This is a genomic window from Bradyrhizobium sp. USDA 4341 (assembly GCF_054063755.1).
Genome location: NZ_JBSSGO010000002.1, coordinates 9,245,986 through 9,270,530 on the forward strand (window position 1 = coordinate 9,245,986; position 24,545 = coordinate 9,270,530).

Consider the following 24,545-nt stretch of genomic DNA (forward strand, 5'->3'; position numbering starts at 1 on the left):
AGGAGCGCCTGTGCCCGTTGGGCCGGCCGGCGAATAGCCTGGGCAAGCTGCGGAAGTGGTGCCCGGTGGCAACATCAGGAAGTTTTCTCAAGTGTTGCTGGAGCCCGGCGAAGCTCTTTCCTTGCAATCAAGCTGCGCAGCGGGGGATGATCCAGATGCCGCCATCTGCGGCCTGGCGCCGGGACGTTCCCGAATCCAGCTGGCTGGCGACCAGCTCGAGCCTGCCAGGAAATGGAAATTCGCAAGTAACTATTTGTAATCCGAGAAATTGTAAGCTCTACGGCGTGGTGCACGAAGGAGACTAGTGAGGACGCCGGGGAGCCGTAAATCTACGGATAGCTGCGACAGCAGTGGCGAAGGGGATTCGAATGAGTGGCGGTCGCGTATGGGGTAGCGCGGGACGTAACTTCCTCACCTTGGGCGTAGCCGCTCTCGGTGGCGCGCTTGCCGTGTTCAATTCGGCCGGTCATGCGTCGGCAGCAGAGCGGCGGGCTCCGACCGGCGGTGCCTTCGTCAGCGAGATGACGGAGGTCCAGCGGGTCAAGGTGACCCTCAACAAGTCACGCACCTTCAGGGTGGACTCGGCCTTTTCGACCATCGTGGCCGGCTCGCCCGACATCGTCGACGTGAAGTCGCTGAGCGACCACTTGATCTACGTCCAGGGCAAGAAGACCGGAACCACCAACGTCATCCTGTTCGACGGCTCGATGAAGCAGATCGGCATTCTCGATGTCGAGGTGACTCTCGATATCGGCAATCTGCAGCAGAATATCTCGTCCGGCACAGGTACGCGCGGCATTCGCGTCTCCGCGTCCGAAGGCCAGGTGGTCCTGAGCGGAATGGCTGCCGATGCGGTCGCCGCGGAGAAGGCGCTGGCGATCGCCAAAGGCAGCGTGCCCGAGGGTGGCATCGTCGTCAATGCGATGAGCGTCGCTGCGCCGCAGCAGGTGATGCTCGAGGTACGCTTCCTCGAGGTCTCCCGGGAGGCGGGACGTGATCTCGGCGTGAACCTTATGGCGGCCAACGCCAATGGGACCAATGTTGGCATTTCGGGGCGGGGCGGAGTCGTGGCCGCGGGCCGGACTCCCGTTGGTGGTATCAATACCAGCAATGGCCCCTTGGGCACCGGTGGAAGTGCTGTTGGTTCTCCGCCCACGGGCAGCCTTCCCGTGCTTGCTACGGCAGGCACGCTCATAGGTTCCGCCGGCGGCGTAGCTCCGCCCCCGTTCGGAAGCCTGCTGACGAGCATCTTGCGGACCAGCAACGGCAGTTCGGTCGACCTCCTGATTACGGCACTGGAAACCAAGGGACTGGCACGCCGGCTGGCGGAGCCGAACCTGACCACCCTTTCCGGCGACGCCGCGCGCTTCCTGGCCGGCGGCGAATTTCCGGTGCCGATCCCGACGCAGTCGGCGGCCGGTTTTCCGACCGTGTCGATCGACTATAAGAAGTTCGGCGTCGAGCTGGCCTTCGTGCCCACCGTGCTCTCGCGCGGCGTGATCAACCTCCGGGTCGAGCCCTCGGTCAGCGAGCTCGATTTCGCCAATGCGGTGACGATCCAAGGCACCACCGTTCCGTCGCTGACCCGGCGCGACGCGCGCACCACGGTCGAGCTGCGCGACGGACAGAGCTTTGCCATCGCCGGCTTGCTGCAGACCCGTAACCGGCAGGACGTGTCGCAACTGCCCTGGATCGGCTCGGTGCCCGTGATTGGGAGCCTGTTCAGCAGCAAGTCGTACCAGCAGGAGGAAACCGACCTGGTCATCATCGTGACGCCGCGCCTCGTCGCGCCGGCGGCGCCTGGCCAGCAACTGGCGTCGCCGCTCGACTCGCGGCTGCCGGCCAACGACGTCGATTTCTTCCTCAATGGCCAGATGGAAGTTCGCAAGCGTTACGACGACTACATCAATTCCGGCGGCGAGGTGAAGGGACCCTACGGCCACATCATCGCGCCTGATGCGGTCGTGCGCGCGCCGCCACCCGCCGCGGCTGCGAACCAGCCCGTCGTGAAAACCCTGAACTAGAGGAGGCGAGAGATGACACTCCGATATCTGGCTCTGCTCGCACCCTTCCTGCTCGGCGGCTGCTACGGCGTTTACGGTCATGACGAGATGGACCGCTACGTCCAGCGCTCCGACACCATCACGATGAGCGCCGGCAACGCCAAAGAGGTCAACGCCGCCACTCACACGATCCATCCATGGCCGGCCTATGTCGGCGATCGCAGGATCGCGTATGACGCGCGGCGCACCGGCGAGGCTGTGAAACGCTATGGCACCACATCGCGGCCGGTCGATCAGCTACCCGACATGGGCGATCCGACCAGAGCAATGGGCCAGGCGCCGCCCGTGACCACCATTCAGAACGTCAATACAACCGGATTGGGGGCTGGGACCGGAGGATCGGTGGCCGTCGGGGTAGGAGGAGGCGGCAGGTAACGAGCTAAGGATTGGGTTGTTGCGCTGACAGTGTCGGATCGCGCCGTCTGTTTTTTGTTAGGTAGTTTCACGATGGGTTTTCGAATGACGCAGGGAAGTCGCTGGAGCTGGAACATGGGACGAGCATTACGGCGTCTCATTCCGGCGCTCGCCTGCTGCTGGCTGGCTGCGGGCCTCGCGGCCTGCGACTACACGACGCGAGAGGCCGCGATCGTTGCACCCGTGGATCCGCCGGGCGGGGACCCCGTGCAGGAGCCGACCGATGTCAAATACTATCCCTCCGATGAGCCGGTGCGGATGGGGCTGGAGCAATACAACCGCGGCAACTACGGCATAGCCCAGCGCTATTTCAAGGACGCCGTCGAGAAGTCGCCGAAGGACGTGACGGCCTGGGTCGGGCTCGCGGCGAGCTATGACCGGATCCGCCGCTTCGATCTCGCCGATCAAGCCTATGCGTCAGCGATCCGGCTTGGCGGCGAGACTGTTCAGATCCTGAATGACCAGGGCTATTCCTACATGCTGCGCGGCAATCTGAGCGCGGCGCGGAAAAAGTTCGAGAAGGCGTATTCGCTCGATCCGGGCAATCCGGTGATCGCCAACAACCTCGAACTGCTCAACGGCAGCCGCAAGTTCATCGAGAGGCCGCCGAACAATCAGCCGTAGGCTTGATAACAGCGCGACTTGTGTTGACTTGCAGGGTGCTGACCTCGCGAACCGCCGTTGGCGGGCGAGGTGGTCGATCACTGCCCGGTCCAGCGCCCGAGTTTCGCGTCGAGCACGGCGCCGAGAATGTTGGCGTAGTCATCGGTCCATGCCGCCCGCGCGCCGGGTTCGACGCGCGTCCACCCCTGCTCGGGCAGATCGCCGAGATCCCTTACATCGCGCGCAAACACCACCACGTCCGCTGGATTGCGCATGTCGTCGTCGGTCATATCAGGCGGAAACTGCGCTTTGGCAAAAACAGCGAGACCTTCGGCGTTGCCGACCGCAGCTGCAGGTCCGCGCAGCGCCATGTGCCGGTTCGAGATGTGAAAAACGATGACACCGTGAGCGGAGAGGTGCGATAGATATCCCGCAAACGCCTCGCGCGTTATCAAGTGCACAGGAATCGCGTCGGAAGAGAACGCGTCGAGCACGATCAGATCGTAGCGCTCCGCAGATGCCGTAAGGGTCAGCCGCGCATCTCCGAGCACAATGCGGATATCCGGTCCGCATTCCGACAGGAAGCGGAACAGAGTCGGGTCGCGTGCGATCCGGGCCACCTGCGGATCGAGCTCGAAGAAAGTCCACCCCTCGCCGTCCTGCCGATGGCAAGCGAGGCTGCCGGTGCCGAGCCCAACTGCCGCTACGCGCGCCAGCCGTCCTTGCGCACGGCGAGCCCCAGCAATCGCGTCGCCGATCGGTCCGCCGAAGTAATAGTATGTGGTCGGTTCGGGGCGGCCGTTGACCGGCGTCCCATCCGCATTGCGCACGCGCTCGGCGCCATGCGCGGTGGTTCCATGCAGCAGGATGCGAAATTGCCCGGAGCGCTCCTCGACCACGCGATGCACGCCGAAGAAGCTGCGGACCTGCTCGATGGGTGCGAACAGGGGATCGAGCTTGGCAATCGCGAAGGCGAGCACCGCAAGGCCGAAAAACCTGGCTGATTGCCGACGCACCAGCACCATCGCGCCGGCCAGCACAATGAGCACGATGTCGATCGGCCGCGCGGCGCTGCCCGGAATGCGAACGTGCAGCCACACGATGCCGAGGGTCAAGGCGGCCAATGCCAGACCGGGGCCACCCTGCCGCAACATCCGGCGCGGCCCGCCGTCAAACGCGCCGGGCATTGCCAGCAAGGCGGCCAGCACCAGGATGGGATACTCGGCGACACCGTCGAATAGGTGCGGCGCGATCAACCCGGCGAAGATTCCGCCGATCATGCCGCCGAATGAGGTCCATAGGTAGAATTCCGTCAGCCGCGCCGGCTCGGGCCGGCGGCGATAGAGTTCGCCATGACAAGCGAGTGCGATCACCACGAAGCTCGCAAGATGCATCACCAGCAAGGCACCAAAATACGGCCGCACCACGATAGACGCGGTTGCGACGAGCGCCACAGCAGCAAACGGCACCAGCTTCAGCACGCTCGTATGCGCCACCCAGGCACGCTCGCGGAAGATCGCCACGAAGGTCAAAAGGTAAAGTGACAGCGGCACGACCCAGAGAAACGGCGCCGCCGCCAGATCGACCGAGATCGTGGCCGTGACTGCGATCACAAGGCCGGCCGGGATCGCGGCCAGCACGGTCCACATCGCTCGTTCGGTGGCCGTGGGCGCGGTGGCGGTTCCGGGGTTTGCCGGGTTGATCGAACGCTTGTCCGCGCCGGCGACGATGACCGCCGCGGCCATGATCAGCAACGTCAAAAGAAAGTAGCCGAGCGACCACATCTCGATCTGTGTCCGCAACGTCAGCAGCGGCTCGACAACAAAGGGATAGGTCATGAGCGCAACGAACGAGCCCAAATTGGACGCCGCATACAAGAGGTAGGGATTGGCAGCCTGCGAATGACCACTCGCCGCGAACCAGTTCTGCAGCAGGGGAGCGGTCGCGGCGAGCGCGACGAACGGCAAGCCAATCGAGGCGGCAAACAATGCCATCAGCCAGAGTTCGAGCCCCTGCTGTGGCGCCGTTTCGAAGCCGTGAGCGATGCCGACCGGCAATGTCGCGGCGGCAATTACCAGGAGCCCCAGATGAACGAGAGCCGATGGCCCCGGCGACAATGTGCGGCTGAGCACGTGAGCATAGGCGTAGCCTAGCAGCAGCGCCGACTGGAAGAAGACCATTGCAACTGACCAGATGGCTGCGGCACCGCCAAGCCGAGGCAGCACCATCTTTGCAAACATCGGTTCGATCGCAAACAGCAACAGCGCAGAGAGGAAAAGCGCCGCAGGATATATCACGGGCGCAAAACGCAGTGCAGGTGCGGATATCGTTCGAAGGTTTACCTGGCCATCAAAATGCATGGTGCTTCTGAATTGTGATGCGGCACGCGGTGCCAAATTAACGAGTAAAAATCGTTGGTATCGAAATTGAAAAGGCAACGAAATCGCCGGGATGGTTAATTCATCCCCGGAGGAAAACACATTCAAGATAGCATCATCGCGTGGATTCAGGAAACGCCAGAGCTTCGGTTCTGATTGAATCAGAACCGAAGCTCTAGATTCTTGTTTTGACGCGTTTTCTTCACGCGAACCGGCGGCCACTTCGCTCGAAAACGCTCTGGCCCCTGGCGTGCCGGGCCGGCCAAAGTCCTGTGGCGGGAAGCTAGTTCGGCATCAGCACTGCGTCGATGCGGCGGCTGTTTCGCTTGCGGACAGGCGCGTCAGGGTCGCGCGGGCCGAAGCCCGCCTCAGAGAAATTCGCGAAGCCTGGAGAGCTCGAGCACATGCTCCGGCGACAGCACATCGGGGACCAGGGGAAGCTGCGACCTGGTCCGGATCTCGTAGAGATGCCGGGTCTTCTCGGGTTGGGCCATGAAGTCGCGAATGCATTGGTCGAGCGTTCCGTTGACGACCATATGCGTCCGGTCCTCTCGTCTGGAATTGTTGAGAGAAGGCCAGTGGTAAAGCGAGGCCGCGGCCTGGAAGTCCACCTGATGAGCGTTGTCGGTCATTCGAGGATATCTATCCCAAAAACTTGTCCGTCAATCAACGCACCTCAGCAACCAGTGTGAACTGCCACCGAGGATCGGGCGCCTATCATCCCGTCGTGGCCGATTCATTCTTGGATGCTCGATGCCGCAGATGTCGGATTGGCCAGATCACGCTATTGATGACGTCCACTCGTTCGGCAGGCACAAGGCCCGTTGCGGGATACTCGTCAGGCTTCGGCACATACGCCGTGCCAAACAGAATGTCCCAGAGCGGAAAGAAGGCGGCAAAGTTCTTGTCCCGATGCTCGATCTGAGCCGAGTGATGGATCCGATGCCATTGCGGGTTGTTGATCCAGGTCACAAACCGGCCGAGCGGGATGCGCACGTTCAGATGAGCACAAGCGTCGGGAATAAAGAAGATGAACGCCGCCGCGATTGCCATGTCTGGCGGGACCCGAAGCAAGATCGCCAGGATTGGAAGAAAGGCGTCAGCCAGCACTCGCTCGAGCCAATAATGTCTGGCGCCTGTGATGAACGTAACGGAGTTCGCGCTGTGATGGAACGAATGCATCGACCAAAGGAACGGGATCGCATGCTGGAGACGATGGAATGTGTATTTGTAGAGATCCATCGCCACCACGACGAATCCAAGAGAGGCGTACCACCAGTAACCTTCGGTCGGTAACACAATCCAGCCAACGCCAGTGTAGCTGGCTATCTTACCTGCAATGATTGCCGCGATCGGAGCGAGCAAACTTGCCAATCCGACGCTCACAATCACCGCGAACCAGTCATCACGAAACTCGGAGTAGGGGACGTCCGCGATAGGCCACCTCGTCTCCAAGATGCGACTGCCGTAGATGATACCTAGAAACAGCGCCGCGAGAAAAACGACGTTTGCGATCTCACTCGACATGGAGAATGACTCGTCGATTCAATGTCGTCTTGGGTCGGTAGGCAGCCCCTTTGGCTTTGCCAGCGGAAATCCAATTGCCAATAAAAGAACGAACAAAAGATAGAAGGCATCCGTCTTCCGGATGCTGAAAAACTCATATTTCCTTAAACCTTGAGGGAGTGCAAGCCGCGATTTTGCGGGATTTCCTGCGCGTTTTGACTCCATCCTCTTGGGACACGGAGGAGAATGTGCTGCTGGCAGCCCTCTTCCCAATCGGCAGGAAGCTTGGATCGCCGATATTAACCATGCCGGTTTGACTGCCGTTCACAGCGACGAGCCGGCAGGAAGACAAGCTTGAAGTCGGCCTGATTGTTCCCGTTTTGTTTAGTCTTGCATCAGCTATGCAATCGGTCCGCCAAACCGGCCCTTTGGGGCGGGGACGATCTCGAGGGGCGCCATTCAAACCACCCAGCCCTTGAACGCATCAGCCGAAGCTTGGGAAAATATAAAGCTTTTTGGCCTAGGCATCCTCCAATTGCGTCGTCGCCGATTTCTTTCAACTCCGCGATTGCTTCAGGATCCATTGAAATGACCAAGCCAGGCATCTTCAGCATCGAAGGCCTAAAGGTGAATCGGGTCAAAGCGCTCCTGTTGCTGTCCTGCTTGTTACTTGGTTGTGCCGACCTCGTGACAACGAATGTGATCCTGGATCTCGGCATGGGCGAACTGAACCCGTTCATGAGGCTGGCTCAGACCTGGCTCGGCGCATGGTGGCTTATTCCCAAGCTCAGTCTAACGCTTCTCGTGACATGGCTGCTTTGGCGCAGCAAGAACGTTTACAACGTGGCCCTTGTCGTGGCTTTCTGCTCGACGCCCGTACTGAACAACCTCCTCCTCATCGCCGGCACAAACTGAACCATCACTTCGCCGATTGCAGCACAATTGGCGAATTGGGAGGCAAGTGCTACACTTCCGCCCCTTTCAAGGCGGCCATTTGAATGGATGAGCTATTTGGACTGAGCAAATTTCTGCTGACGCTTTTGATTTTCGTTCCGATCGAGCGATTATTTGCTGCGAGGCCTCAAAGCTTTTCAGACGTGGCCTGCTAACCGATATGGCCTTCCAGTTTGTCAACGGGTGGCTGATCATGGTCGGCGTGATCGTTATCGTCACGATGGCCATTCTGGTCAATCAATCGATAGTGCCGTCGGCAGTGAAGCAGACGATCGCCGGTCTTCCTTATCTGGTGCAAGTGGTCCTCGTGATCTTGATCGGGGACCTCGGGGTCTACTGGACCCACCGCATCCTGCATGCCGTGCCCGCCATGTGGCAGATCCATGCCGTTCATCACGCTGTCGAAGAACTGGACTGGCTCGCTGCGGTTCATCAGCATCCGCTTGACGTGATATTCATGAAGGCTGGCTCGCTGTTTCCGCTGTTTGTGCTTGGCTTCACCACGGAGGCGATCGGGACTTACTTTCTCGTCTACTACTGGCAAGCCTATCTCGCTCATGCCAACGTGCGCTTGAACTACGGTCCGCTACGCTATGTCCTGGTGTCGCCGGAATTTCATCATTGGCACCACAGCAGCGAGACGGAAGCCAGGGACAAGAACTTTGCCGGGATGTTCTCGTTCTACGATTGGTTGTTCGGGAGCGTCTATCTTCCGAAGGGGCAGAGGCCGAAGACATTTGGCGTCGATAATCCGATGCCCTCAATGTACTTGGCACTTTTGGCGTATCCCTTTATCGCATGGGGATCGAAGGATAGATGCGATGCCGAGTCGCGCGAGATAACGAAAACGCTTCCAGCTGAGTCCGGCCGTTAGCATTTGGAATCGTACGGCACGATGACCCAAGTTGGGGAATGGTCCATCTCCCATTACGACAAATGCGCGAGACCGCGAGCAGCGTTGGCTGCCCCCGACGAGTTTCATTCAGAGCCTGGTTTAGTAACGTTGGTTCGTTTGCTGTTAACGAGATGGCTTCACCAATAATGCACTGTTGATGGCGCTTCAATGCGAACTGGCGATGATAACAAGATTGTTTAGTACCGGCGTACAGCAGAATGCCACTACGATAGCGATGTTGTAAGGGTTGTTGCTGCGCCATAGCAACCACATCATGAAATAGGTCAAGCCTAGCTTCGGGATAAGCCACCAGGTGCCGAGCCATGTCTGAGCGACGTGCATGAACGGGTTCAGCTCGCCGAGACCGAGATTCAGGATCGTGTTCGTGGTGTAGAGGTCGGCGACTCCGAGAAGGAGAACGGAAAGCACCAAAAATGTCCTAGCCAAGTAGCGTCGCCCTAAAATAATTTCGTAAGCGAATGCGACGCCATCGTGGTCGTTTTGCTCAAACCAAGCCCGCGCGGCCTCGTTGGCCGCGAAGACCTTCAGGTGCTCTGGGTCGCCAATGGCTTTCCTCGTGTCGGTATAGATCCAAACTTTCATTTCAGCAGCTCAAATGGTTCTTTGATTTTGCTCAGCCGCAGCTTGGTGCCAGTCGGCACGTGTTGCAACAGCATATGCCGCGTACCGACCGCGATCCGGTCGCGTCGGATGTCGTCCTGCCCTGCGTGATCAGCCCGCATGTCCGCAGCGAACTGGCGCGCGACTTCCGGAGAGATTTCGAGCGGCTTTCGGGTGATCGGCATTGGTCGAAATATCTATATCCGGGCTCCGGCGTGTATGTGTAAGTTCACAGAAGTGCCGCAGGCCGGCGCGATCCCGGCCATGTCGATACGGCGTAGAGCGACCTCAATGGCTTTTTGCCGATAGGTGGCTGGCAGCCGGTGGTGCAGAAGGCGGCGGCACTGGATCTCCCAGGAGAGTTCGGCAACGTCGATCGCGAGCAGGCATTCGATGGCCGACCGCGGTGCCAGGTCAGCGAAGATCGCCTGGCGTAGCGCGTGGTAGTGGTCGAGGCGTTCACCGGGAAGCAGCAGGGGAGGCGGCGCCAACACCTCAAACTCAACCGGCGGCATTGCTGCGGTTAGCTCATGCGCGGTTTGGAATGACCCGTTCATCGTAGCGAAGCCTCCGACCCCAGGCGTGAGGGAGTAGCCGCGCTGACGACGGGGGCGGTGAGCAGGCCGTGGACCGGACTTGCCGCCCACAAGTTATGCGCCAGCCGCAACGGCTCGAACTTCAGGTTCGCCCGCCAGGCCCTTTCGTTGCCCTGCCGATGCAGCTCGTGGTGATGGGCGCGGTACAACGGAACGGCGTACTCGTCGCTGACCTTGCGGCCGAGAGCCCTAGGTTGCTCCATTTGATCGTTGCGCTGATCTGTGCCGCGCCCCGGGAGCCTAGCGGGACCGTCGCTCCGTGGGCTCGAGCGGCGGTGCCTCATCGCGCGATATGCATGGTCGGGGTGTGGGGTTGGGTCGGCCAATCCGCACGACTGGCACATCGTAAATCGGCAAATGCCCACGGCAATTGCCATTCCTAGCTAGCCAGGGGGATATAGCGGGAAGGTCAGTTCGTGGCGCGAAGGTGGTAGCGCGCCGCACCAATTGAGAATCTCGGCCACCGTAGAAACACGGGAATTTCGGGTGGGGAGACAGGGTTGCACGGCCCGCACATTACGGATGGCACCAATCCTGTCACGAAACTAAAATGCAGGATGATTGGTGAGACCGTGATAAGCCGCTTCGGGGAGTTCTTACGTGCAAGTCATACGCAACGGATTTCTATCGCTTCTGGCCTTTGGAGCGTTGACGCTGGAAAGTCACGCGCAAGATCTGGTCGCATCGTTGGAGTGCGATTTTCCGCCCGCTTCGACTGGTGATTGGAACATGGCCGCGTCGACCCTGCAGTACTACATCGACACAGCAAGAGGTTGGAGAGTGAACGAGGATTCCTTCTCCTTCGATGGCCCGGCCAGCATTACTGTCGGTGGAACGGATCACGCAGCTTCGCTTTCGATCACTATTTCCCGACAGTCAGGCAAAGCTACCAAAACCCTGTCGTCGGAAGGCAAATCCCTTGCAGTCAGCGGGGAATGCAGAAAAATGGAATCCTCAGGACGGAGGTTCTAAGCGCACCACGCGTCGTGGAGGACACCAAGAAATTAATGCTCGGGTTGTCCTTTGGGAGTGGGCTTTTCTCCCGCAGGGCTTATTGGCTTGGGACCAGCCAGGGGTGGGGGGCTTATGGGTGGAAAAGGGATCTGATCTGCATCGTTGGTTGATTTGTCCGGTCGTTTTTTTAAGCGACTCTCATTGTCCAACGATGGGCAGATCTTCTCCCAGCCTGGACTGTATGCCGTGTCTAGAAAATCGATCTGATCAGTCTCGAAGGTTTGAACAATTCGCTGCTTACTGCAGGCCGGGACGACTGCGAGTCTTGCAACGCTGTCGACGGGGCTCTTCACCAAATAGCGCATCATTACCGGTGCGCCGCAACGATTGACGACAGTCCACGTTTGCAACGAGCCGTCCTTCGTTTTGATGGGCCCCGTGAGGCAGCTTTGTGCATTCGCATTCGCGGCAAGCACGTAGGGCACGAGCCAAACCGCGACTGCCCCGGCACGTTTCATGTCCACCCTTCAAGAGATTCTGAGGCTCGCAGTGAGCCTAGTGGTTCGGCAAGCCAGAAGTGCGATGCGGCCCAAGAGACGACCTCAGTGCACGCAATCCGTGCGCTGAGTGAGAATGTTCGCCCGTACTTTCCCGGATTTTGCTGCAAATGCGAAGGGCGCTCATACTCTCAACACCGGGGCTAGATTGCATCAAGATCAATATTGCAGATTTCCGGGTAAGGGGCCGTCTCGCGACACGGCCCCTTTTCATTTCCTTTCACGGTCCAATCAATGGGCGTCGAATTTATAGCGCCGGCCGCGCGATTTATACTTGCTGCTAGGTGTTGAGGAACTTGAAGGTTGCGATGTGGGATGATCTAGTTCGGCATCAGCACGGCATCGACGCGGCGGCTGTTTCGCGTGCTGATGATGATGGCGCCGTTGCGGGTCGCAAACCTCGCACCGACGAGGCGCGGAACCTTCGCCGTCAACGGTGATGGCAGCGGGATCATTCCGCCGGTGACGGGATCGCCGACGTTGATCATCGTTGCATCTGCGCCGGCCGAAGGGGCAGCCTTGATGTACTCCCTTATGATCTGAATCTCTTCTCGCGAGAGGTTGAGCGCAGCCGGTTCGCTCCCGGCGTCAGCGGCCTTCTTGTCCGCCTCAAGCTTGTCTTGCGCTTCGTCCTGCTGGGCGGCTTCGCGTTTCGCGGAGTCCTGTTCGAGTCGTACCAGACGTTCCCTCAACGGGATCAGCTCGCGCCGCAGCGTGGCGTTATCCGACTTCAGCGAGGTGATCTGGCCGAGTGCAATCGCTGCCGCAACGCACGCGACGACCGAGATCAGGCTGAGGCACGCAACGGCCAGCCCGGGCATTCCGACGCCCTTGGCCGTCTTCCGATCCGGCACGTCGCCCTCGGAACGCCGCCGCCGCGCCCGGGCAAATCGCGGCATGCCGGTGCCGAGGAGTTTTACAAGCTGCGAGAGCCGAGAAACGTTTCGGTCCGGCTCGTGAATGGAGCCAAATGCCGGCTCGGGGATGATCGGCGCGCGCGCGGGTGGGGCGGGTGCTGCCATTGCGCGGCTTGCGCCCAAGGTCGTGCGATCGGCAAGGCCTCCTTCCATCACGCGAAGGATTTGCCGATCGATCGCGCCGGGCCGTTCGATCACAGCATCGCTGATCGCATCGCGCGGGTCGGCAGCAGCGGTCTCTACGCGCTCCGCTTGCCGTTCGCCGGGCTCTTGCTCATCGACCTCTTGCTCGCCGAGCTCCTGCTCGCTGAGTTCCTGTTCGGCGCGGGAGGCTTCAAGCGAGCGCCATAGCGCCAGGCCGGAGTCCGTGATCTGCAGCCCGGCCTCATTGATCGAGGCCCATCCGGATTGGAAGACGTCGGCGTCGCCAAGCTCCGACGATCGCTTCAACTTGGTGGCTGCATCGCCCGCGGCGATCATGCGCTTGACTTCGCGGCTGACCTCTTCAAGCGGAATCCGTTGCTCGGGTCTTGCGGCCAGCACGCTCAAGATCGCCAGATTGAACCTCATGTGGCGCCCCTCGATGCCCCGGCAACCGGTCGTGCAGCCGCTCCGCTCCCGTGCCGGCGATGTGCGAACCGCAGACGAGGCCGAAGCGGGTCAATCATGCCGGCGCGGACGTCCGTCACTCGGAGAACCAGGCAAGTGTAGCGGCTCCCTCAGAGGCAAACAATGCGCCTTCCGGCGCACGCCTGCGAACGAGACGCGTCGGGATCACGTCCGCTGAAGCGCCTCAGAGAAACTCGCGAAGCCTGGAGAGCTCGATCACGTGCTCGGGCGACAGCACATCCGGCACGAGGGGAGGCTGCGACGTGGTCCGGATCTCGTAGAGATGCCGGGTCTTCTCGGGCTTGCCCATGAAGTCCCGGATGCATTGGTCGAGCGTTCCGTTGACGATCATATAGGGCGCGCGACCCTCTCGCCTGGAATTGCCGAGAGAAGGCCATTTGTAAAGCGAGGCCGCGGCCTGGAAGTCCACCTGATGAGAGTGGTCGGTCATGCGTTGATCTCTACCCGAAAAAGCCTGTTCGTCAAACAACGCCGGCTCATGAGCGAGCTGGCGCAGCGGGACGCGACAGCCGCGCGTCGTGGTGCTCGTCTTCGGCAGAGAATGCCCGTGGACGTCGAGCGACCTGCCAACTGCCTCGCGGTGATTCCTTCGACGGCAACCGGCAGCCCGCATCGATGCTTGGCACCACAGCGCGCCCAACGTTCGCCGGGAGACCGCCAGCGCCCGCGGCCATTCCTGGTCGAGTGGAATTTGTTCTTGTTTCGTTCTGGCGTCTATTGTAGCGTCCAGGGACGAGCAGTCTTGGTCAGGTCAGGGATGAACGGGTTGAGATGGCAGCCGCAGCCACCATCCTTCACGCGGACCTGGATGCGTTTTACGCATCGGTCGAGCAGCTGCTTGAGCCGTCGCTCCAAGGCAAGCCGATCGCCGTCGGAGGCGGGGTTGTGCTTGCCGCGTCCTATGAGGCCAAGGCCTTCGGGGTGTACGGCGGCATGTCGGGACGGGAAGCTCGCCGGCTCTGCCCGCAATTGATTTTCGTCGGCGGCCACTTCAGCGATTACCAAAGGCTGGGTGACGCAGCCATCAAGGTGGTCGGCGACTTCACCCCGCTCGTCGAGCGCATTTCGATCGACGAGGCGTTTGCCGATGTTGCCGGCTGCACGCATCTGTTCGGAACGCCCGCCGAAATAGCCGCGGCGATCCGGCGGCGCGTGCGCACAGAGCTCGGCCTTGCGATCTCGGTGGGTGTCGCCCGCACCAAGCATCTGGCGAAGATCGCCTCGCAGGTTGCAAAGCCCGACGGGCTTGTCGTCGTCGATCCCGACGCCGAGCTCGGATTCCTGCACGAACTGCCGGTTGAATTGATGTGGGGAGTAGGGCCGGTCACCAGGACACGGCTGGACGCGATCGGTGTCTCGACGATCGGTCAACTCGCCAAATTGTCGGAGCGGTCGCTGACGCGGCTGCTCGGTCCGGCGGCGGGCGAGAAACTCGCCGCGCTGGCCTGGAATTGCGATCCGCGACAGCTCACGCCGCACCGGCGCGCGCGATCGGCAGGAGCACAATCGGCACTCGGCCGAAAGCCCGCGATCGAGCAGGTCATTCGGCCGACGCTGCTTCATCTCGCCGACCGCGTCGCCACGCGGCTTCGGGCGAAATCCCGGCCTGGACGAACCGTGACGGTGCGCGTTCGCTTCGCCGACCTGAAATCGGTGACGCGCTCGATGACGCTCGATGCGCCCGTGTGCACGACGGTGATCCTCGCCAGCCTCGCCGAGAGACTGGTGCGCGCCACGCTTGCTGATCACCCAAGCGAGAAATTCATTTCGCTGCTGGCAATCTCGGTGTCGCATCTCGAGGAGCATTGGGATCTTGCGCTCGAGCTTCCGCTCGGACTGGCCGATCAAGCGCTTCGTCCCGGAAGTCCATTAGGGATGGCGCGCTGGGCCGCGGACTGTGCCATCGACAAGGTCCGCGATCGTTTTGGCTGGGATGCGATCGGATACGGTTCGGCAGCGCTGGAGGTCGTTCGTTCGGTGCCCGACGATTTCCGCAAGCTGGCCGAGAAGGAGCTCTAGCTCTTCACCGATTCACTGTCCTGTCATTGCATTAAGAAAAGGCAATCCGGAATCGCGGGCTTGTGAGTGGTGGCGTGGCGCGCCCGGTCTATCCTGAGCGTGCGGAGGATAGCCATGAAATTCAGCTCCGAACTGATCCAGACGATGCGCGACGCGCTGGAGACGGTGATGGCAAGCGTGCCGGCCGATCAATCCGTGTTCGGTCTCAAGGCGGCCGTTGCCGAATGCATCTTGCGGGCGGCGGCGCACGGCCAGACGTCGTTCGACGGGCTCGTGGCGTCGGCATCCGATCAGCTGCAATCGATCATCTCGATGCTGACGTAAAGCATGATCCGGAAAAGTGCGAAGCGGCTTTCCCTCGCGACCAACGCAAGGCGTTTGCGCGGAGATCATCCCTAAACAATGAACTAAAGCGCGATGACGATTTCAACCCAATCTCATCGCGCTTTGGCAGGCCAGATCGCGCCCAAGCGCCATTGACGGCTCCGGCGCAGCTTCGTTGGACGCCTACGATGAACCAATGCCTGCTTTGGCGATCCTGGTCAGGGCTTCGTATCCGGATGGCGTCAGGTGCAGGAGATCGCTCTTGTAATTGGCGCACGGCGTTGTTCGTCCGCATGCGATGTCGGAGGCGTCGATCGTTCTGATTCCGAGTTCCCTGCTTCTTCTGCTGAGCTCGGCATTGACAGACCCAATATTCTCGGCTGCACCCTTCATCTGGTCGCCTCGCGGCAGAATCTGGATGGAGAAAATCTTGCCGTTCGGCCAAAGCGACCTGATCTCCTCAAACAGCTTTTGGTAGGATTCCATCACTCCGCACGGCTTATCGAGATAGATGTTGTTGGTCCCGACCAGCACGATGATGGACTTCGGCTTGATTTTTCGCAGCCGCTCGCGTTCGTGTTCGATGAACCAGAGCGTGTTCTGAATCCTGTCGCGTCCGACGCCGAGGTTGGCCACCGGTCCGGCGCCGAGCGAGGCTGATAGTTCCCTGGGCCACGCCTCAACCAGCGAGTCGCCAAGCAACACCGTCGAGACATCGCCGGACAGGCCCGACACATTTCTCTCATATTTGCGCAGGGCATCGGCATTGTCCGGCATCGCGGCTGTTACGGCGAATTGCGTATCGGTCTTGTCGCATCCAGCTCTCGAACTTTGCGCGCGTCCCTCCGGTGGTAGACAGAGCGCCGCGACAATTGATAACGTCGCCGCGACATAGACGATTGACGCGGTGTTGCGGAGTTCTCCATCGTGCGTTTTCGATGTCATTGCGCGGTTCCATCTGAGGGCGGTCAATCTGATGTCGCTGAGCATTTCGATCCTGGGACAGTCAAACAGCATCCTGAAGGCAGGCTTTTTCCAGAAATTTCTGGACGCCGATGACACAATTGAAGTGAAATCGGCAGGAAGGATCGGTGCATCTCCGTCCTTGCTCGGTCCGTACTTCGCCCAGGGCGACTTCTTCAAAGGCTCGGAGTTTTGCATTGTCGATACATGCGTGATCGATTTTTCGCTGCTTTCCGCCAATGCGATCGATTACTACGATGTTGTGAGGTGGGTCGAGTGGATTGGGCATTCCGCCAAACGCGCCAATTGCGAGCCGGTTTTTGTCTGCATACCGGTGAGCGACATCAACGCATCAAGAACGATCATCTCCGCCTGCATTTCCGTCTGCCAGAAGCAGGACTGGTACTATCTTGATGTAAGAGATGTCATTGCCGCGGTCGTCAAGTCCAAGAACGTAGACGCGAAGGAACTCTATGCAGACGGCAGTCATCCAGCCGAGTTCTTGTCGGGCTTGATAGCGACGCACCTTGGCAATTTCTTGACTAAGATAAGGACGGCCAAGACTGCAAAGTGCAAACGCACGTTTGCCTTCACGGCTTACGACCGCGTGCCGCTCAAAGATCAAATTGCGGGCACACCGGTGGAGTATTCGTCGAGGCTGATCGCGTTTTCGGGCGTCCGGCTGGAACGCGGCGAGACGTACCCGATCCACATCGGGTCGGATTCATCCATCCGCGGCCTCATGGTGAACTCGGCAGCCTGTAAGAGCGTGCTGTCGATCGAGGGAGACAGAACCTTCCACAAGAACCTGCGTCTCAAGCCCTATCACCCGACAAATTTCGAGGCGCGGCTCATTCCAATCTGCAGGCCAATTCGAGACCATCAGGGAATGGTCAGGCTGTCCCTGACAAGCCAGAATGTCTCCATGAGCGATGTGACGCTGCATAGCTCGAAGGAGGAGAATGACGAAGGCTTCGTCGAAGTTGCCGATCTCGTCGTCGAGCGAGGATACGACCTGGTGACTTACACGACCACGCGGCCGGCCGATCCGGCTTCCATCAAATGGGTGCCTGATTGATGGTGGCAGTTTGATGAGCCGGTCGACCGCGACGCGTCTGTCCAACACGCGGGGAAGCTTATCCACTATGTCACAAGCTCCCGCTGTCAGCCCACGACCTGCATTACTCCCGTAATATTCCGCGCTTCAATCGATTGACGATTTGTCGCGCTGTTAGCCGCTCGCTCTGAAAGTCGATGGACAAGTCGGTCGGCGCTTTGGCTGACAATGTCTTTCCGCTGTAGAATCAGCCCGATTCGAAGGCGCTCCTCAGATGACATTCAAAGGCTTCCACATTGGTCATGACGTTAGGTTGATCGTTTGCACGTTCGAGGCCGCAAGAACCGGTCGTCGGCGCGTCTGGCGGCGGCAATGACGTCAGGCTATTGGGAATTCCGCTCCAAGGGCGGCACGTTTCGCATCGTGCCGCTGAACGGGCGATTTCACTTCTTCTTCGAAGAGGAGGATTTTGGGTCCTATCACTCGGCAGTGGCCGCGCTCGATCTCCTCGGAGGTTATTCCCATTATCCGTCGGCCCGTGGCCTACCGTTTGAAGTTCCCGAGTGGACGTTTGTTAGGGTCGGCTGAAGATGGTTATGGCCACGCGCCTCTCAGCTATTTGCTTGCGCAGTGTGTTTGACGAGCAGCGATCCCGCTAGGAAACGACCACGACAGTCGCGTGCCAGCGGAGCCTGGCACCGGTGCGGCGGAGCTCCCTAGCATAGGACGATCGGCAGACATCGCGTCCGAACTGGTTCGGGAACGATTTCCCGTAAAATAGCCGCACCGGGCCCTAAGACGTTCCATTGTGTTGCTAGGGCGCGAGCGGTAGTTTGCCGGAGACAGTTCGTGGCCTGGCATGGAAACCTTGCCAGGGAGGGTTTCCAGCCGGGGGCACTGACCGAGGCAGCAAGCCGTTCAGCGTCGGACTAATGCCCTTGCAGTCCGAGCGAGCTCAAGCGCGTCGAGCCGCTTCCCTGCTCGCCTAGGCTGCGGTACGCTACCCGCTTTCCCATTTGCGCACTTGAATGGACCGTTCAGTCGGCCATTGGTTCTGCTCTCGGTCGGATTGCATTTTGTTTGTTGCGGAGCACCAAATGGACTCCACGCGGGATAACAAGGTTGCGGAAGGGCGGCTCACGAGCTTGGAGGAGCAGCTTTCGAACTTCGCGCGTGAAGCGGGAGTCAGTCCGTTGAGTCCAACGACCAGCACGAAAGTGCCTCGAGCGTTGCGAGCAATGGTTCATCGATTGGAAGATTGGCGCTATCCGGCCTCCATCGGCCTTGTTGTGCTGGCATCCATTGTTGGGGGTACTTGGTGGTGGTCCTCCGTTGGTACGGCGGTCGTATCCCCCTCAAACTCCACACCTCTGACACAAGCCCGGCCGAAAGACATTGCACCGACTGCCGTCGTACCTTCCCCGGATATTGCACAACAGCTCCAACCGATGGCGCGTGATCTCGCCTCTCTAAGGCAAGCGGTCGAACAACTACAACTGAGGCAAGAACAGATGGCCCGCGACAATGAAAGCGTGGCAAGCCTACTCAAGGCGAGTCAGGTGGAAACAGCACGCAACAACGATGTCATTGGCCAGATCAAGGCTGCCCAGATTCAGATGGCGCAGGACAGCAAGACGATGACCGAGCGGCTCAACGCAAGCCAGGAACAACTGGCCAGTCTGATCGCCAACGCTTCGGCGCCAAAGGCAGAGCCTGACGAGCCTAAGCCGTCGTCAGAACAACCAAAGGTAACCTCCGAAATACCAGTGCCGCGTCCGCGGCCGCCGACCAATGTCACCCAGACGCACAAGCGGGCGCCGAATGCGGCGCGCCCGCAAGCCAACAAGCCGCAACCGTCGGCATGGCCGTGGTCAGCGCGCTAATCTGCGAATCCACCTTCATGACAGGCAGTAACGGATAGGCCGCTGGCGCTGGGACGGCGGCCTCTTAAACCTGACCTCAAGGAATGACCTGGAATCGGCGGCGGTCGGTGAGCGGCACCTCGCCCAGCGCGCGAAGCGATGCGGGACGATGTAGCGGCCTCCAGAACCACGCCGCGCAATCGGGTGGCTCGGCTAACCCGCGGCCTCTATTCTGATCGGGTCGCGCGCATGGCGCATCGCGAGCTCTCCTCGTCGGCATCGAGGGTTCCCTTCGCAAAGTCGAAGAGACGGCTCCATACGAGCGAAGTGGGCTTCGTCACCCGCGCGATACCTCGGACTAGCGAGCGACATCGAGCGGAACCCGCAGAGTAGAAGGCCGAGCTGTGAGAACTGTCTGGCTCTACGTCATGCAAGGCGCAACGTCGGAGATCAACTACCTCAGGGTCATTGCCATACTACACGCCGCGGCATGGTTCCGCGGAAACGGGGGTGTATCGGCATAGGCCTTGCAGTCTAGGCGATGCTGGGAATTTCAGTGTCCCGGTTTAGGAATAGACCGTCCCCGGCTGTGTATTTTTGAGATCGGCGGACCGAATTGATTGGGAGGCATCGTTGAACTTCACCGCGCCTGAGCAGGCTAGATTCCTCGTTCGGAAAGGAAGCACCGACTGGATGGTTTATGATCGAGAGCTCAAGGGGCCGGCGCAACTCGAAAAGGGTGGCCGCTTTGCCGAGAAGCTGACGAAGGAGCAGGCCGAACGCATAAAGCAGGCTTTGACCGACGCTCTACTGGCAACTGCGGGCAATGCACGGCTTTGGCCGTGATCGACTGCATCGCGAAGTATCGGCGAAACAGACCGCGAACAAATGACGCCTGTGTTACCTAGTAAGATATATGAACAGAATGAGACATCGGGGAACGAGGCGGGGCAAAATGGCGACACCTTCGTGGAACGAAGTTAGGCCCTTGCGGAATTCGACTGCGATTGCTGAGCGTTAAGGACCGCCATTGCTGTGCGAGCCTTTAGAACAAGCCGGGAACTTCTTGAGAGCCTGTTCTTCATTTACATGCTGCCGCCCGGCGCTGCGGTCAAAAATCAGCGTGATGCCATGGTCTTGCGGAGGAAATAACCCGTTCACGCTATCTCCGACGTGCCATGTACGAGGCCATTCGTCCTTAGCCTCTGGATCGCCAACTGTTCTTCAGTGAGGCGCCTTTCGACGAATTCCCTCTCTTGTTCGGTTAGGTTGCCCTTGAGCAATCGGCGATAGCGCTGGACATTGTTCCCGTAGACTTTCAGGCGCATCAACTGCTCGTCGGTCATCTTCGTCTCCATGCGAGACCGGCAATAGGCGGACAGCCCCCGGCCATTCCCAACAAAATTGCAGAGAGCCGGGAAAAATCTCGCCACTGTCTCTGCGCCGCTTCAATGATTTCGGTTGTGACTTTGCGCAACCTTTCCTGGCAGTGTGGAAGGCGACGATGCGCACCGAATGGCGTCCCTGCACGGCCCCGGAGCAGCGTCTCGCGATGTGTGCTCGCATCATCACCGGTATCGCGCGAGGCGCGACCTATCCAGGACCATAAGGCCTCCCGCAATTACAAAATCGAGGCTTTGCTCCGCATCTTGCGAACGATCGAGGGCGCGCAACGCACGATCTGCTCCCGCTGCAATGAAGCGAGTGTAGATTAGTTACCCTTCCTTGCAGAGCGTTGGCTGGAAATTCCGAGGTATTCCGTCAAACTGTCGCGGAGCCATCCGGAGTCACGATCAATTTTGGCAACTACGATGCTACTCGCTAGGGGGATTATTCGCCGGTCCATCGATGCCTCAAGTCCGGCCGTGTCCGTGATCAAAGACCAGTTGAGCGAAGGCTGCCGCGATCGACGGTGCCGACGACTGCCAAGACACCGGCACGGCGAATCCGTACCTCGGTAAATATTCCGGTGCGCAATTGATCGGTGTTTCGAATTCCTGCCATCCCGGCGGTCAGGCGGTGTTCCCGGTGCGCGGTGATGCACTGGTCAATCGATTCCTCGTTGCTGCGTCAGGTCAGGTGGCAGAGCGCATAATCCGGAAGGGTTAGGCGGGCTCCTCCAAGGGGAAATAGCGCGCGAGGGCGAACTGCACGAAACTACGATGAAAATTCGGATCGGCGAAGGCAGGGTCCCATGGGAAGATAAATGCAGCAGTGCCACGAACCGCAAACGGCGGATTGCCGTGCTCGTGCTCGTGGTGCTGGTGCTCACGAACAATCCGCTCCTTAACAATGCGACCAACGTCGCACAATGTTACAGCGATCTCGGTGAGAAGGTGAGAATCGAGGTGGTCACATTGGGAGCGGGGCTTCAATCCGGATCATGGGCTTCGCGCCGAGGGTAGGGCGCTTAACGCCGCACCTCGATAGATCGTGTCGCCAAACGAAAGGTGATTGCGGATGGACCGCACGGTTCTCCTCGACAATGAAGTAGGCCGCGCCGGCGACATCGCAGGCGCGCCGCCGCGACGCCTGCTCAGCGTTGCACAGCCTGTACTCCTGTGGTCGACGGCCGTCGCCATGCTCGCAACCGCATGGGCACCCGAAACAACACGGGCGTCGCCCGATCCTGTGCGTCTCGCGGCAGATGCGCAGCAAACGATGGCCCTTCGCATTGTCAATTCGGCTGCCGCGGCGGAGGACGGCAATTCCGAGGCTACGCCGCGGGACGAAAGCGATACCAAGCGGCCGATGCGGATCGTACAGGAAGCGCGCGACCAGAGCGGGCCTCCCTCGGACCAGGAGCCCAATTTGGGTGGCAGCCTGTCCTGCGAACTCTCCACCGCAAGGCTTGACATTGGCTTGCTGCAGCGCCTCGAGCACGAGCGTGAGAGGGCAGAGACGTTGGAGCAGGGTCTCGCCGCGGCTCGACGCGACCTCGAAGTCCAGACTGCCCTGGCCAACAAGGCCGTCGAAGATGCTGCCCGGGTGAAACAAGCCGTGCAGGGTGGTGCGGGGGTGCAGGATGCGCTGCAACAAGCGCTGGAGAGGGCAGGAAGGCTGGAACAGGATCTCGTGGCGGCGCGACGCGATGTCGAGACCCAGACCGCGCTGGCAGCACAAGCAGGCGAGGAAGTTTCACGGCTGAAGCGAGCGGGGGAGATCGGCACGGCCGAGACAAGGCAACCGCCTGCAAAGGCCGGAGTGCCGGCGGGCGGCTTTTCTTTGACGCGGAGCGCAATCCAGGCCTACGAAGCTCAAGCCCGTGCGGCTGGAGGAGAACTGGCCGAACTCGGACAGGCTACTGCGAGCGATACCGGGTCGCTTCGCTACCCGGAACAGTTCGCACGTCTTGAGCAGGATCTCGCCGTCGCGCGAGGGGAGCTGGAGACACAGACTACTATTGCGACGAAAGCGAGCGAGGAGGCGTCCCGCCTCAGGCAGTCGGGGGAGAGAGACGCAGCCGACCTGCAGCGGGAACGCGAGCAATCTGCGCGGCTGGAGCGGGATCTCGCGGCGGCGCGGCGTGATCTGGAGACCCAGGCTGCGCTTGCGGCGAAGGCAGCCGAAGAGACCTCCCGGCTGAAAGCCGCAGAGGCGAGCGGAACGCCGGACCTGAAAAAGGAAGATGAGCGGTCCGCGCAGCTGGAGCAGGATCTCGCGGCGGCACGGCGTGATCTGGAGGCCCAAACTGCGCTGGTGGCAAAGGCGGGCGAGGAAGTCTCGCGTCAGAAGCTGTCCGTGGAAGCCGTGGTTGTCGATCTGAGGCAATCGCGCGCGAAGGCCGATGCGCTTGCACAGGAACTCTCCCAGGCGCGCAGCTCGATCTACGCATATGAGGCGCAGGCGCTCAAGGCTGGCGAAGAAGTGACGGAGCTCAGGCGGGCGGCTGAACACGACGCGGCTTCAGCTCAGAAAGCCGCACCCGTCGAACTTGGACAATTGGCCCGGCTGGAGCAGGATCTTGCGGTGGCTCGCAGTGAAGTCGAGGTCCAGGCCGCACTGGCGGCGAAAGCAAGCGATGAAACAGCCCGATTGAAACGGGAGCGGGAGAACGGCGCGGCAGAGTCGCAGAACCTGCTGCAGGCGGCACGTCAACGGGCTGACAGGCTGGAGCAGGATCTGGTGGCGGCGCGGCGTGATGCCGAGAGCAAGACTGCGCTGGTGTCGAAAGCAGGCGACGAAACCACACGGCTGCAAGTCGTGGTCAAGAGCGCCGCTGCGGACCTGCAAAAGGAACGCGAGCGATCCGCGCGGCTGGAGCAGGATCTGGCGGCGGCGCGACGTGATGTCGAGAGTAGGACCGCGCTGGTGACGCAAGCAGGCGAGCAAACATCGCGACTGCAAGCAGCGGGTAAGAGCGCGGCTGCGGACCTGCAAAAGGAACGCGAGCGGTCCGCACGGCTGGAGCAGGATCTGACGACGGCGCGGCGCGATGTCGAGTCCAAGACTGCACTGGCAGCCAAGGCGGCCGAGGATCTGTCCCGGCTGACATCGGCGGGGAAGAGCGGCGCGGCGGATTTGCAAAAGGAGCGTGAGCGGTCCGCACGCCTGGAACAGGACCTGGCAGCAGTGCGTCGCGAAAATGAGGTCCAGACGGCGAGGGCCGCAAAGGCAAACGAGGACGTCTTGCTGCAGAAGACAGCAACAGAAGCCGATGCCGCTGAGTTGAAGCAATTGCGCGGCGAAAGCGCCGGCGTGAGGGCGCAGAACTTCTTCCTGTCGCGGAGCGCGATCCATGCCTATGAGGCCCAAGGTCGCAAAGGGCTCGGCACTGCGTCAGATGTTGTGACGACCGGTTCGCGTGGCCCAGACAAGTCCGGCTACATCGGAGTGGCTGCCAATCCGATCGCCGAGCAGGCACCCCCGGCACCTGCTCGCGCTGTTGTTCAGCCCGCTTCCGAGCAGGTTGCGGAAGCTGCAGGGTTGGTGGCGCGTGCCAGTTCCCTGCTTCGGCAGGGCGATGTAGGGGCGGCGCGGCTTGTGCTTGAGCGCGCCGTCGAGATGGGCAGTGCCCAGGCGAGCTTTGCGCTGGCAGAAACCTACGATCCGTTGGTTCTGGCGAAATGGGGAACTTACGGCACGCGCAGCGATGCGACCAAAGCAAAGGCGCTGTATGCCAGGGCCGATGCAGCAGGAATCAAGGAGGCGAAAGCTCGGCTGGACGCGCTGCATCGCTAACATTTCGGGGCACGTGCCGTCCCAGGCCCCTCAGCTCGCAACCGTGACCGA

Annotated in this window: 25 protein-coding genes; 14 read left to right on the plus strand and 11 right to left on the minus strand. The window is 60.5% G+C overall.

Annotated features, from left to right (window positions below):
- Nucleotides 1–368 precede the first annotated feature (368 nt).
- From ACVIGB_RS48840 to ACVIGB_RS48850, 3 genes are all read left to right on the plus strand, one after another.
- Entirely contained in the window at nt 369–2,024 is a 1,656-nt protein-coding gene (locus tag ACVIGB_RS48840) for a type II and III secretion system protein family protein (RefSeq protein ID WP_456723870.1), read from the plus strand.
- Nucleotides 2,025–2,036: 12 nt separating this feature from the next.
- Entirely contained in the window at nt 2,037–2,438 is a 402-nt protein-coding gene (locus tag ACVIGB_RS48845) for a hypothetical protein (RefSeq protein WP_212315397.1), read from the plus strand.
- Nucleotides 2,439–2,552: 114 nt separating this feature from the next.
- Nucleotides 2,553–3,101, plus strand: coding sequence for a tetratricopeptide repeat protein (locus ACVIGB_RS48850; protein WP_249131165.1), 549 nt, complete (start codon nt 2,553–2,555; stop codon nt 3,099–3,101).
- A gap of 77 nt (nt 3,102–3,178) precedes the next feature.
- Here ACVIGB_RS48850 and ACVIGB_RS48855 read toward each other — a convergent pair whose 3' ends face one another.
- From ACVIGB_RS48855 to ACVIGB_RS48865, 3 genes are all read right to left on the minus strand, one after another.
- The gene (locus ACVIGB_RS48855) at nt 3,179–5,680 is read right to left on the minus strand and encodes a fused MFS/spermidine synthase (protein WP_456723869.1); all 2,502 of its coding nucleotides are present in this window, start codon (nt 5,678–5,680) and stop codon (nt 3,179–3,181) included.
- A gap of 146 nt (nt 5,681–5,826) precedes the next feature.
- Nucleotides 5,827–6,090, minus strand: a complete 264-nt coding sequence (locus tag ACVIGB_RS48860; protein WP_456723868.1) for a hypothetical protein — start codon at nt 6,088–6,090, stop codon at nt 5,827–5,829.
- 85 nt (nt 6,091–6,175) lie between these two features.
- Nucleotides 6,176–6,985: a sterol desaturase family protein gene (locus ACVIGB_RS48865; RefSeq protein ID WP_456723867.1), complete on the minus strand. Its 810-nt coding sequence runs from the start codon at nt 6,983–6,985 to the stop codon at nt 6,176–6,178.
- Nucleotides 6,986–7,552: 567 nt separating this feature from the next.
- Here ACVIGB_RS48865 and ACVIGB_RS48870 point away from each other — a divergent pair.
- Nucleotides 7,553–7,879, plus strand: a complete 327-nt coding sequence (locus tag ACVIGB_RS48870; RefSeq protein ID WP_456723866.1) for a DUF5658 family protein — start codon at nt 7,553–7,555, stop codon at nt 7,877–7,879.
- A 232-nt stretch (nt 7,880–8,111) separates the two neighbouring features.
- A complete protein-coding gene (locus ACVIGB_RS48875; RefSeq protein ID WP_456723865.1) occupies nt 8,112–8,792 on the plus strand; it encodes a sterol desaturase family protein in 681 nt (226 codons plus the stop codon).
- Nucleotides 8,793–8,978: 186 nt separating this feature from the next.
- Here ACVIGB_RS48875 and ACVIGB_RS48880 read toward each other — a convergent pair whose 3' ends face one another.
- The 3 genes from ACVIGB_RS48880 to ACVIGB_RS48890 are packed head-to-tail and all read right to left on the minus strand — an operon-like array spanning nt 8,979 to nt 9,991.
- Nucleotides 8,979–9,416, minus strand: a complete 438-nt coding sequence (locus tag ACVIGB_RS48880) for a DUF5658 family protein (protein ID WP_456723864.1) — start codon at nt 9,414–9,416, stop codon at nt 8,979–8,981.
- On the minus strand, nt 9,413–9,619 hold the full coding sequence (locus ACVIGB_RS48885; protein ID WP_456723863.1) for a hypothetical protein: 207 nt from the start codon (nt 9,617–9,619) through the stop codon (nt 9,413–9,415). The genes ACVIGB_RS48880 and ACVIGB_RS48885 overlap by 4 nt, the downstream gene beginning before the upstream one ends.
- A 12-nt stretch (nt 9,620–9,631) precedes the next feature.
- Nucleotides 9,632–9,991 carry a hypothetical protein gene (locus ACVIGB_RS48890; protein WP_456723862.1) on the minus strand — a complete coding sequence of 120 codons (360 nt, stop codon included), beginning with the start codon at nt 9,989–9,991 and terminating at the stop codon, nt 9,632–9,634.
- A gap of 639 nt (nt 9,992–10,630) precedes the next feature.
- On the opposite strand from ACVIGB_RS48890, the gene ACVIGB_RS48895 reads away from it, so the two are divergent.
- A complete protein-coding gene (locus tag ACVIGB_RS48895; RefSeq protein ID WP_456723861.1) occupies nt 10,631–11,002 on the plus strand; it encodes a hypothetical protein in 372 nt (123 codons plus the stop codon).
- A gap of 859 nt (nt 11,003–11,861) precedes the next feature.
- Here ACVIGB_RS48895 and ACVIGB_RS48900 read toward each other — a convergent pair.
- Together ACVIGB_RS48900 and ACVIGB_RS48905 are read right to left on the minus strand one after the other, a co-directional pair.
- Nucleotides 11,862–13,028: a hypothetical protein gene (locus ACVIGB_RS48900; protein ID WP_456723860.1), complete on the minus strand. Its 1,167-nt coding sequence runs from the start codon at nt 13,026–13,028 to the stop codon at nt 11,862–11,864.
- A gap of 223 nt (nt 13,029–13,251) precedes the next feature.
- Entirely contained in the window at nt 13,252–13,518 is a 267-nt protein-coding gene (locus ACVIGB_RS48905; protein ID WP_456723859.1) for a hypothetical protein, read from the minus strand.
- A gap of 341 nt (nt 13,519–13,859) precedes the next feature.
- On the opposite strand from ACVIGB_RS48905, the gene dinB reads away from it, so the two are divergent.
- Together dinB and ACVIGB_RS48915 are read left to right on the plus strand one after the other, a co-directional pair.
- A complete protein-coding gene (gene dinB / locus ACVIGB_RS48910) occupies nt 13,860–15,107 on the plus strand; it encodes a DNA polymerase IV (RefSeq protein ID WP_456723858.1) in 1,248 nt (415 codons plus the stop codon).
- Between the two features lie 114 nt (nt 15,108–15,221).
- The gene (locus ACVIGB_RS48915) at nt 15,222–15,431 is read left to right on the plus strand and encodes a hypothetical protein (protein WP_092125470.1); all 210 of its coding nucleotides are present in this window, start codon (nt 15,222–15,224) and stop codon (nt 15,429–15,431) included.
- 183 nt (nt 15,432–15,614) lie between these two features.
- Here ACVIGB_RS48915 and ACVIGB_RS48920 read toward each other — a convergent pair whose 3' ends face one another.
- Complete coding sequence (locus tag ACVIGB_RS48920; protein WP_456749355.1) at nt 15,615–16,574, minus strand: SGNH/GDSL hydrolase family protein; 960 nt, start codon at nt 16,572–16,574, stop codon at nt 15,615–15,617.
- A 31-nt stretch (nt 16,575–16,605) separates the two neighbouring features.
- On the opposite strand from ACVIGB_RS48920, the gene ACVIGB_RS48925 reads away from it, so the two are divergent.
- The 4 genes from ACVIGB_RS48925 (at nt 16,606) to ACVIGB_RS48940 (ending at nt 20,159) form a co-directional block, all read left to right on the plus strand.
- Nucleotides 16,606–17,472 (plus strand): hypothetical protein, encoded by an 867-nt coding sequence (locus ACVIGB_RS48925; protein ID WP_456749356.1) that lies wholly within the window; start codon nt 16,606–16,608, stop codon nt 17,470–17,472.
- Between the two features lie 351 nt (nt 17,473–17,823).
- The gene (locus ACVIGB_RS48930; RefSeq protein WP_456723855.1) at nt 17,824–18,039 is read left to right on the plus strand and encodes a hypothetical protein; all 216 of its coding nucleotides are present in this window, start codon (nt 17,824–17,826) and stop codon (nt 18,037–18,039) included.
- A 509-nt stretch (nt 18,040–18,548) separates the two neighbouring features.
- Nucleotides 18,549–19,334 carry a hypothetical protein gene (locus tag ACVIGB_RS48935; RefSeq protein ID WP_456723854.1) on the plus strand — a complete coding sequence of 262 codons (786 nt, stop codon included), beginning with the start codon at nt 18,549–18,551 and terminating at the stop codon, nt 19,332–19,334.
- Nucleotides 19,335–19,946: 612 nt separating this feature from the next.
- Nucleotides 19,947–20,159, plus strand: coding sequence for a hypothetical protein (locus ACVIGB_RS48940; RefSeq protein ID WP_456723853.1), 213 nt, complete (start codon nt 19,947–19,949; stop codon nt 20,157–20,159).
- Nucleotides 20,160–20,330: 171 nt separating this feature from the next.
- Here the strand turns inward: ACVIGB_RS48940 and ACVIGB_RS48945 are convergent, their stop codons facing one another.
- A complete protein-coding gene (locus tag ACVIGB_RS48945; RefSeq protein WP_456749357.1) occupies nt 20,331–20,474 on the minus strand; it encodes a hypothetical protein in 144 nt (47 codons plus the stop codon).
- Nucleotides 20,471–20,659, minus strand: coding sequence for a hypothetical protein (locus ACVIGB_RS48950; RefSeq protein ID WP_456723852.1), 189 nt, complete (start codon nt 20,657–20,659; stop codon nt 20,471–20,473). Before ACVIGB_RS48950 ends, ACVIGB_RS48945 begins: the two co-directional genes overlap by 4 nt.
- 816 nt (nt 20,660–21,475) lie before the next feature.
- Between ACVIGB_RS48950 and ACVIGB_RS48955 the strand changes: the two genes are divergently transcribed.
- Nucleotides 21,476–21,718 carry a hypothetical protein gene (locus tag ACVIGB_RS48955; protein ID WP_456723851.1) on the plus strand — a complete coding sequence of 81 codons (243 nt, stop codon included), beginning with the start codon at nt 21,476–21,478 and terminating at the stop codon, nt 21,716–21,718.
- 55 nt (nt 21,719–21,773) lie between these two features.
- The gene (locus ACVIGB_RS48960) at nt 21,774–24,494 is read left to right on the plus strand and encodes a hypothetical protein (protein WP_456723850.1); all 2,721 of its coding nucleotides are present in this window, start codon (nt 21,774–21,776) and stop codon (nt 24,492–24,494) included.
- Nucleotides 24,495–24,545 lie beyond the last annotated feature (51 nt).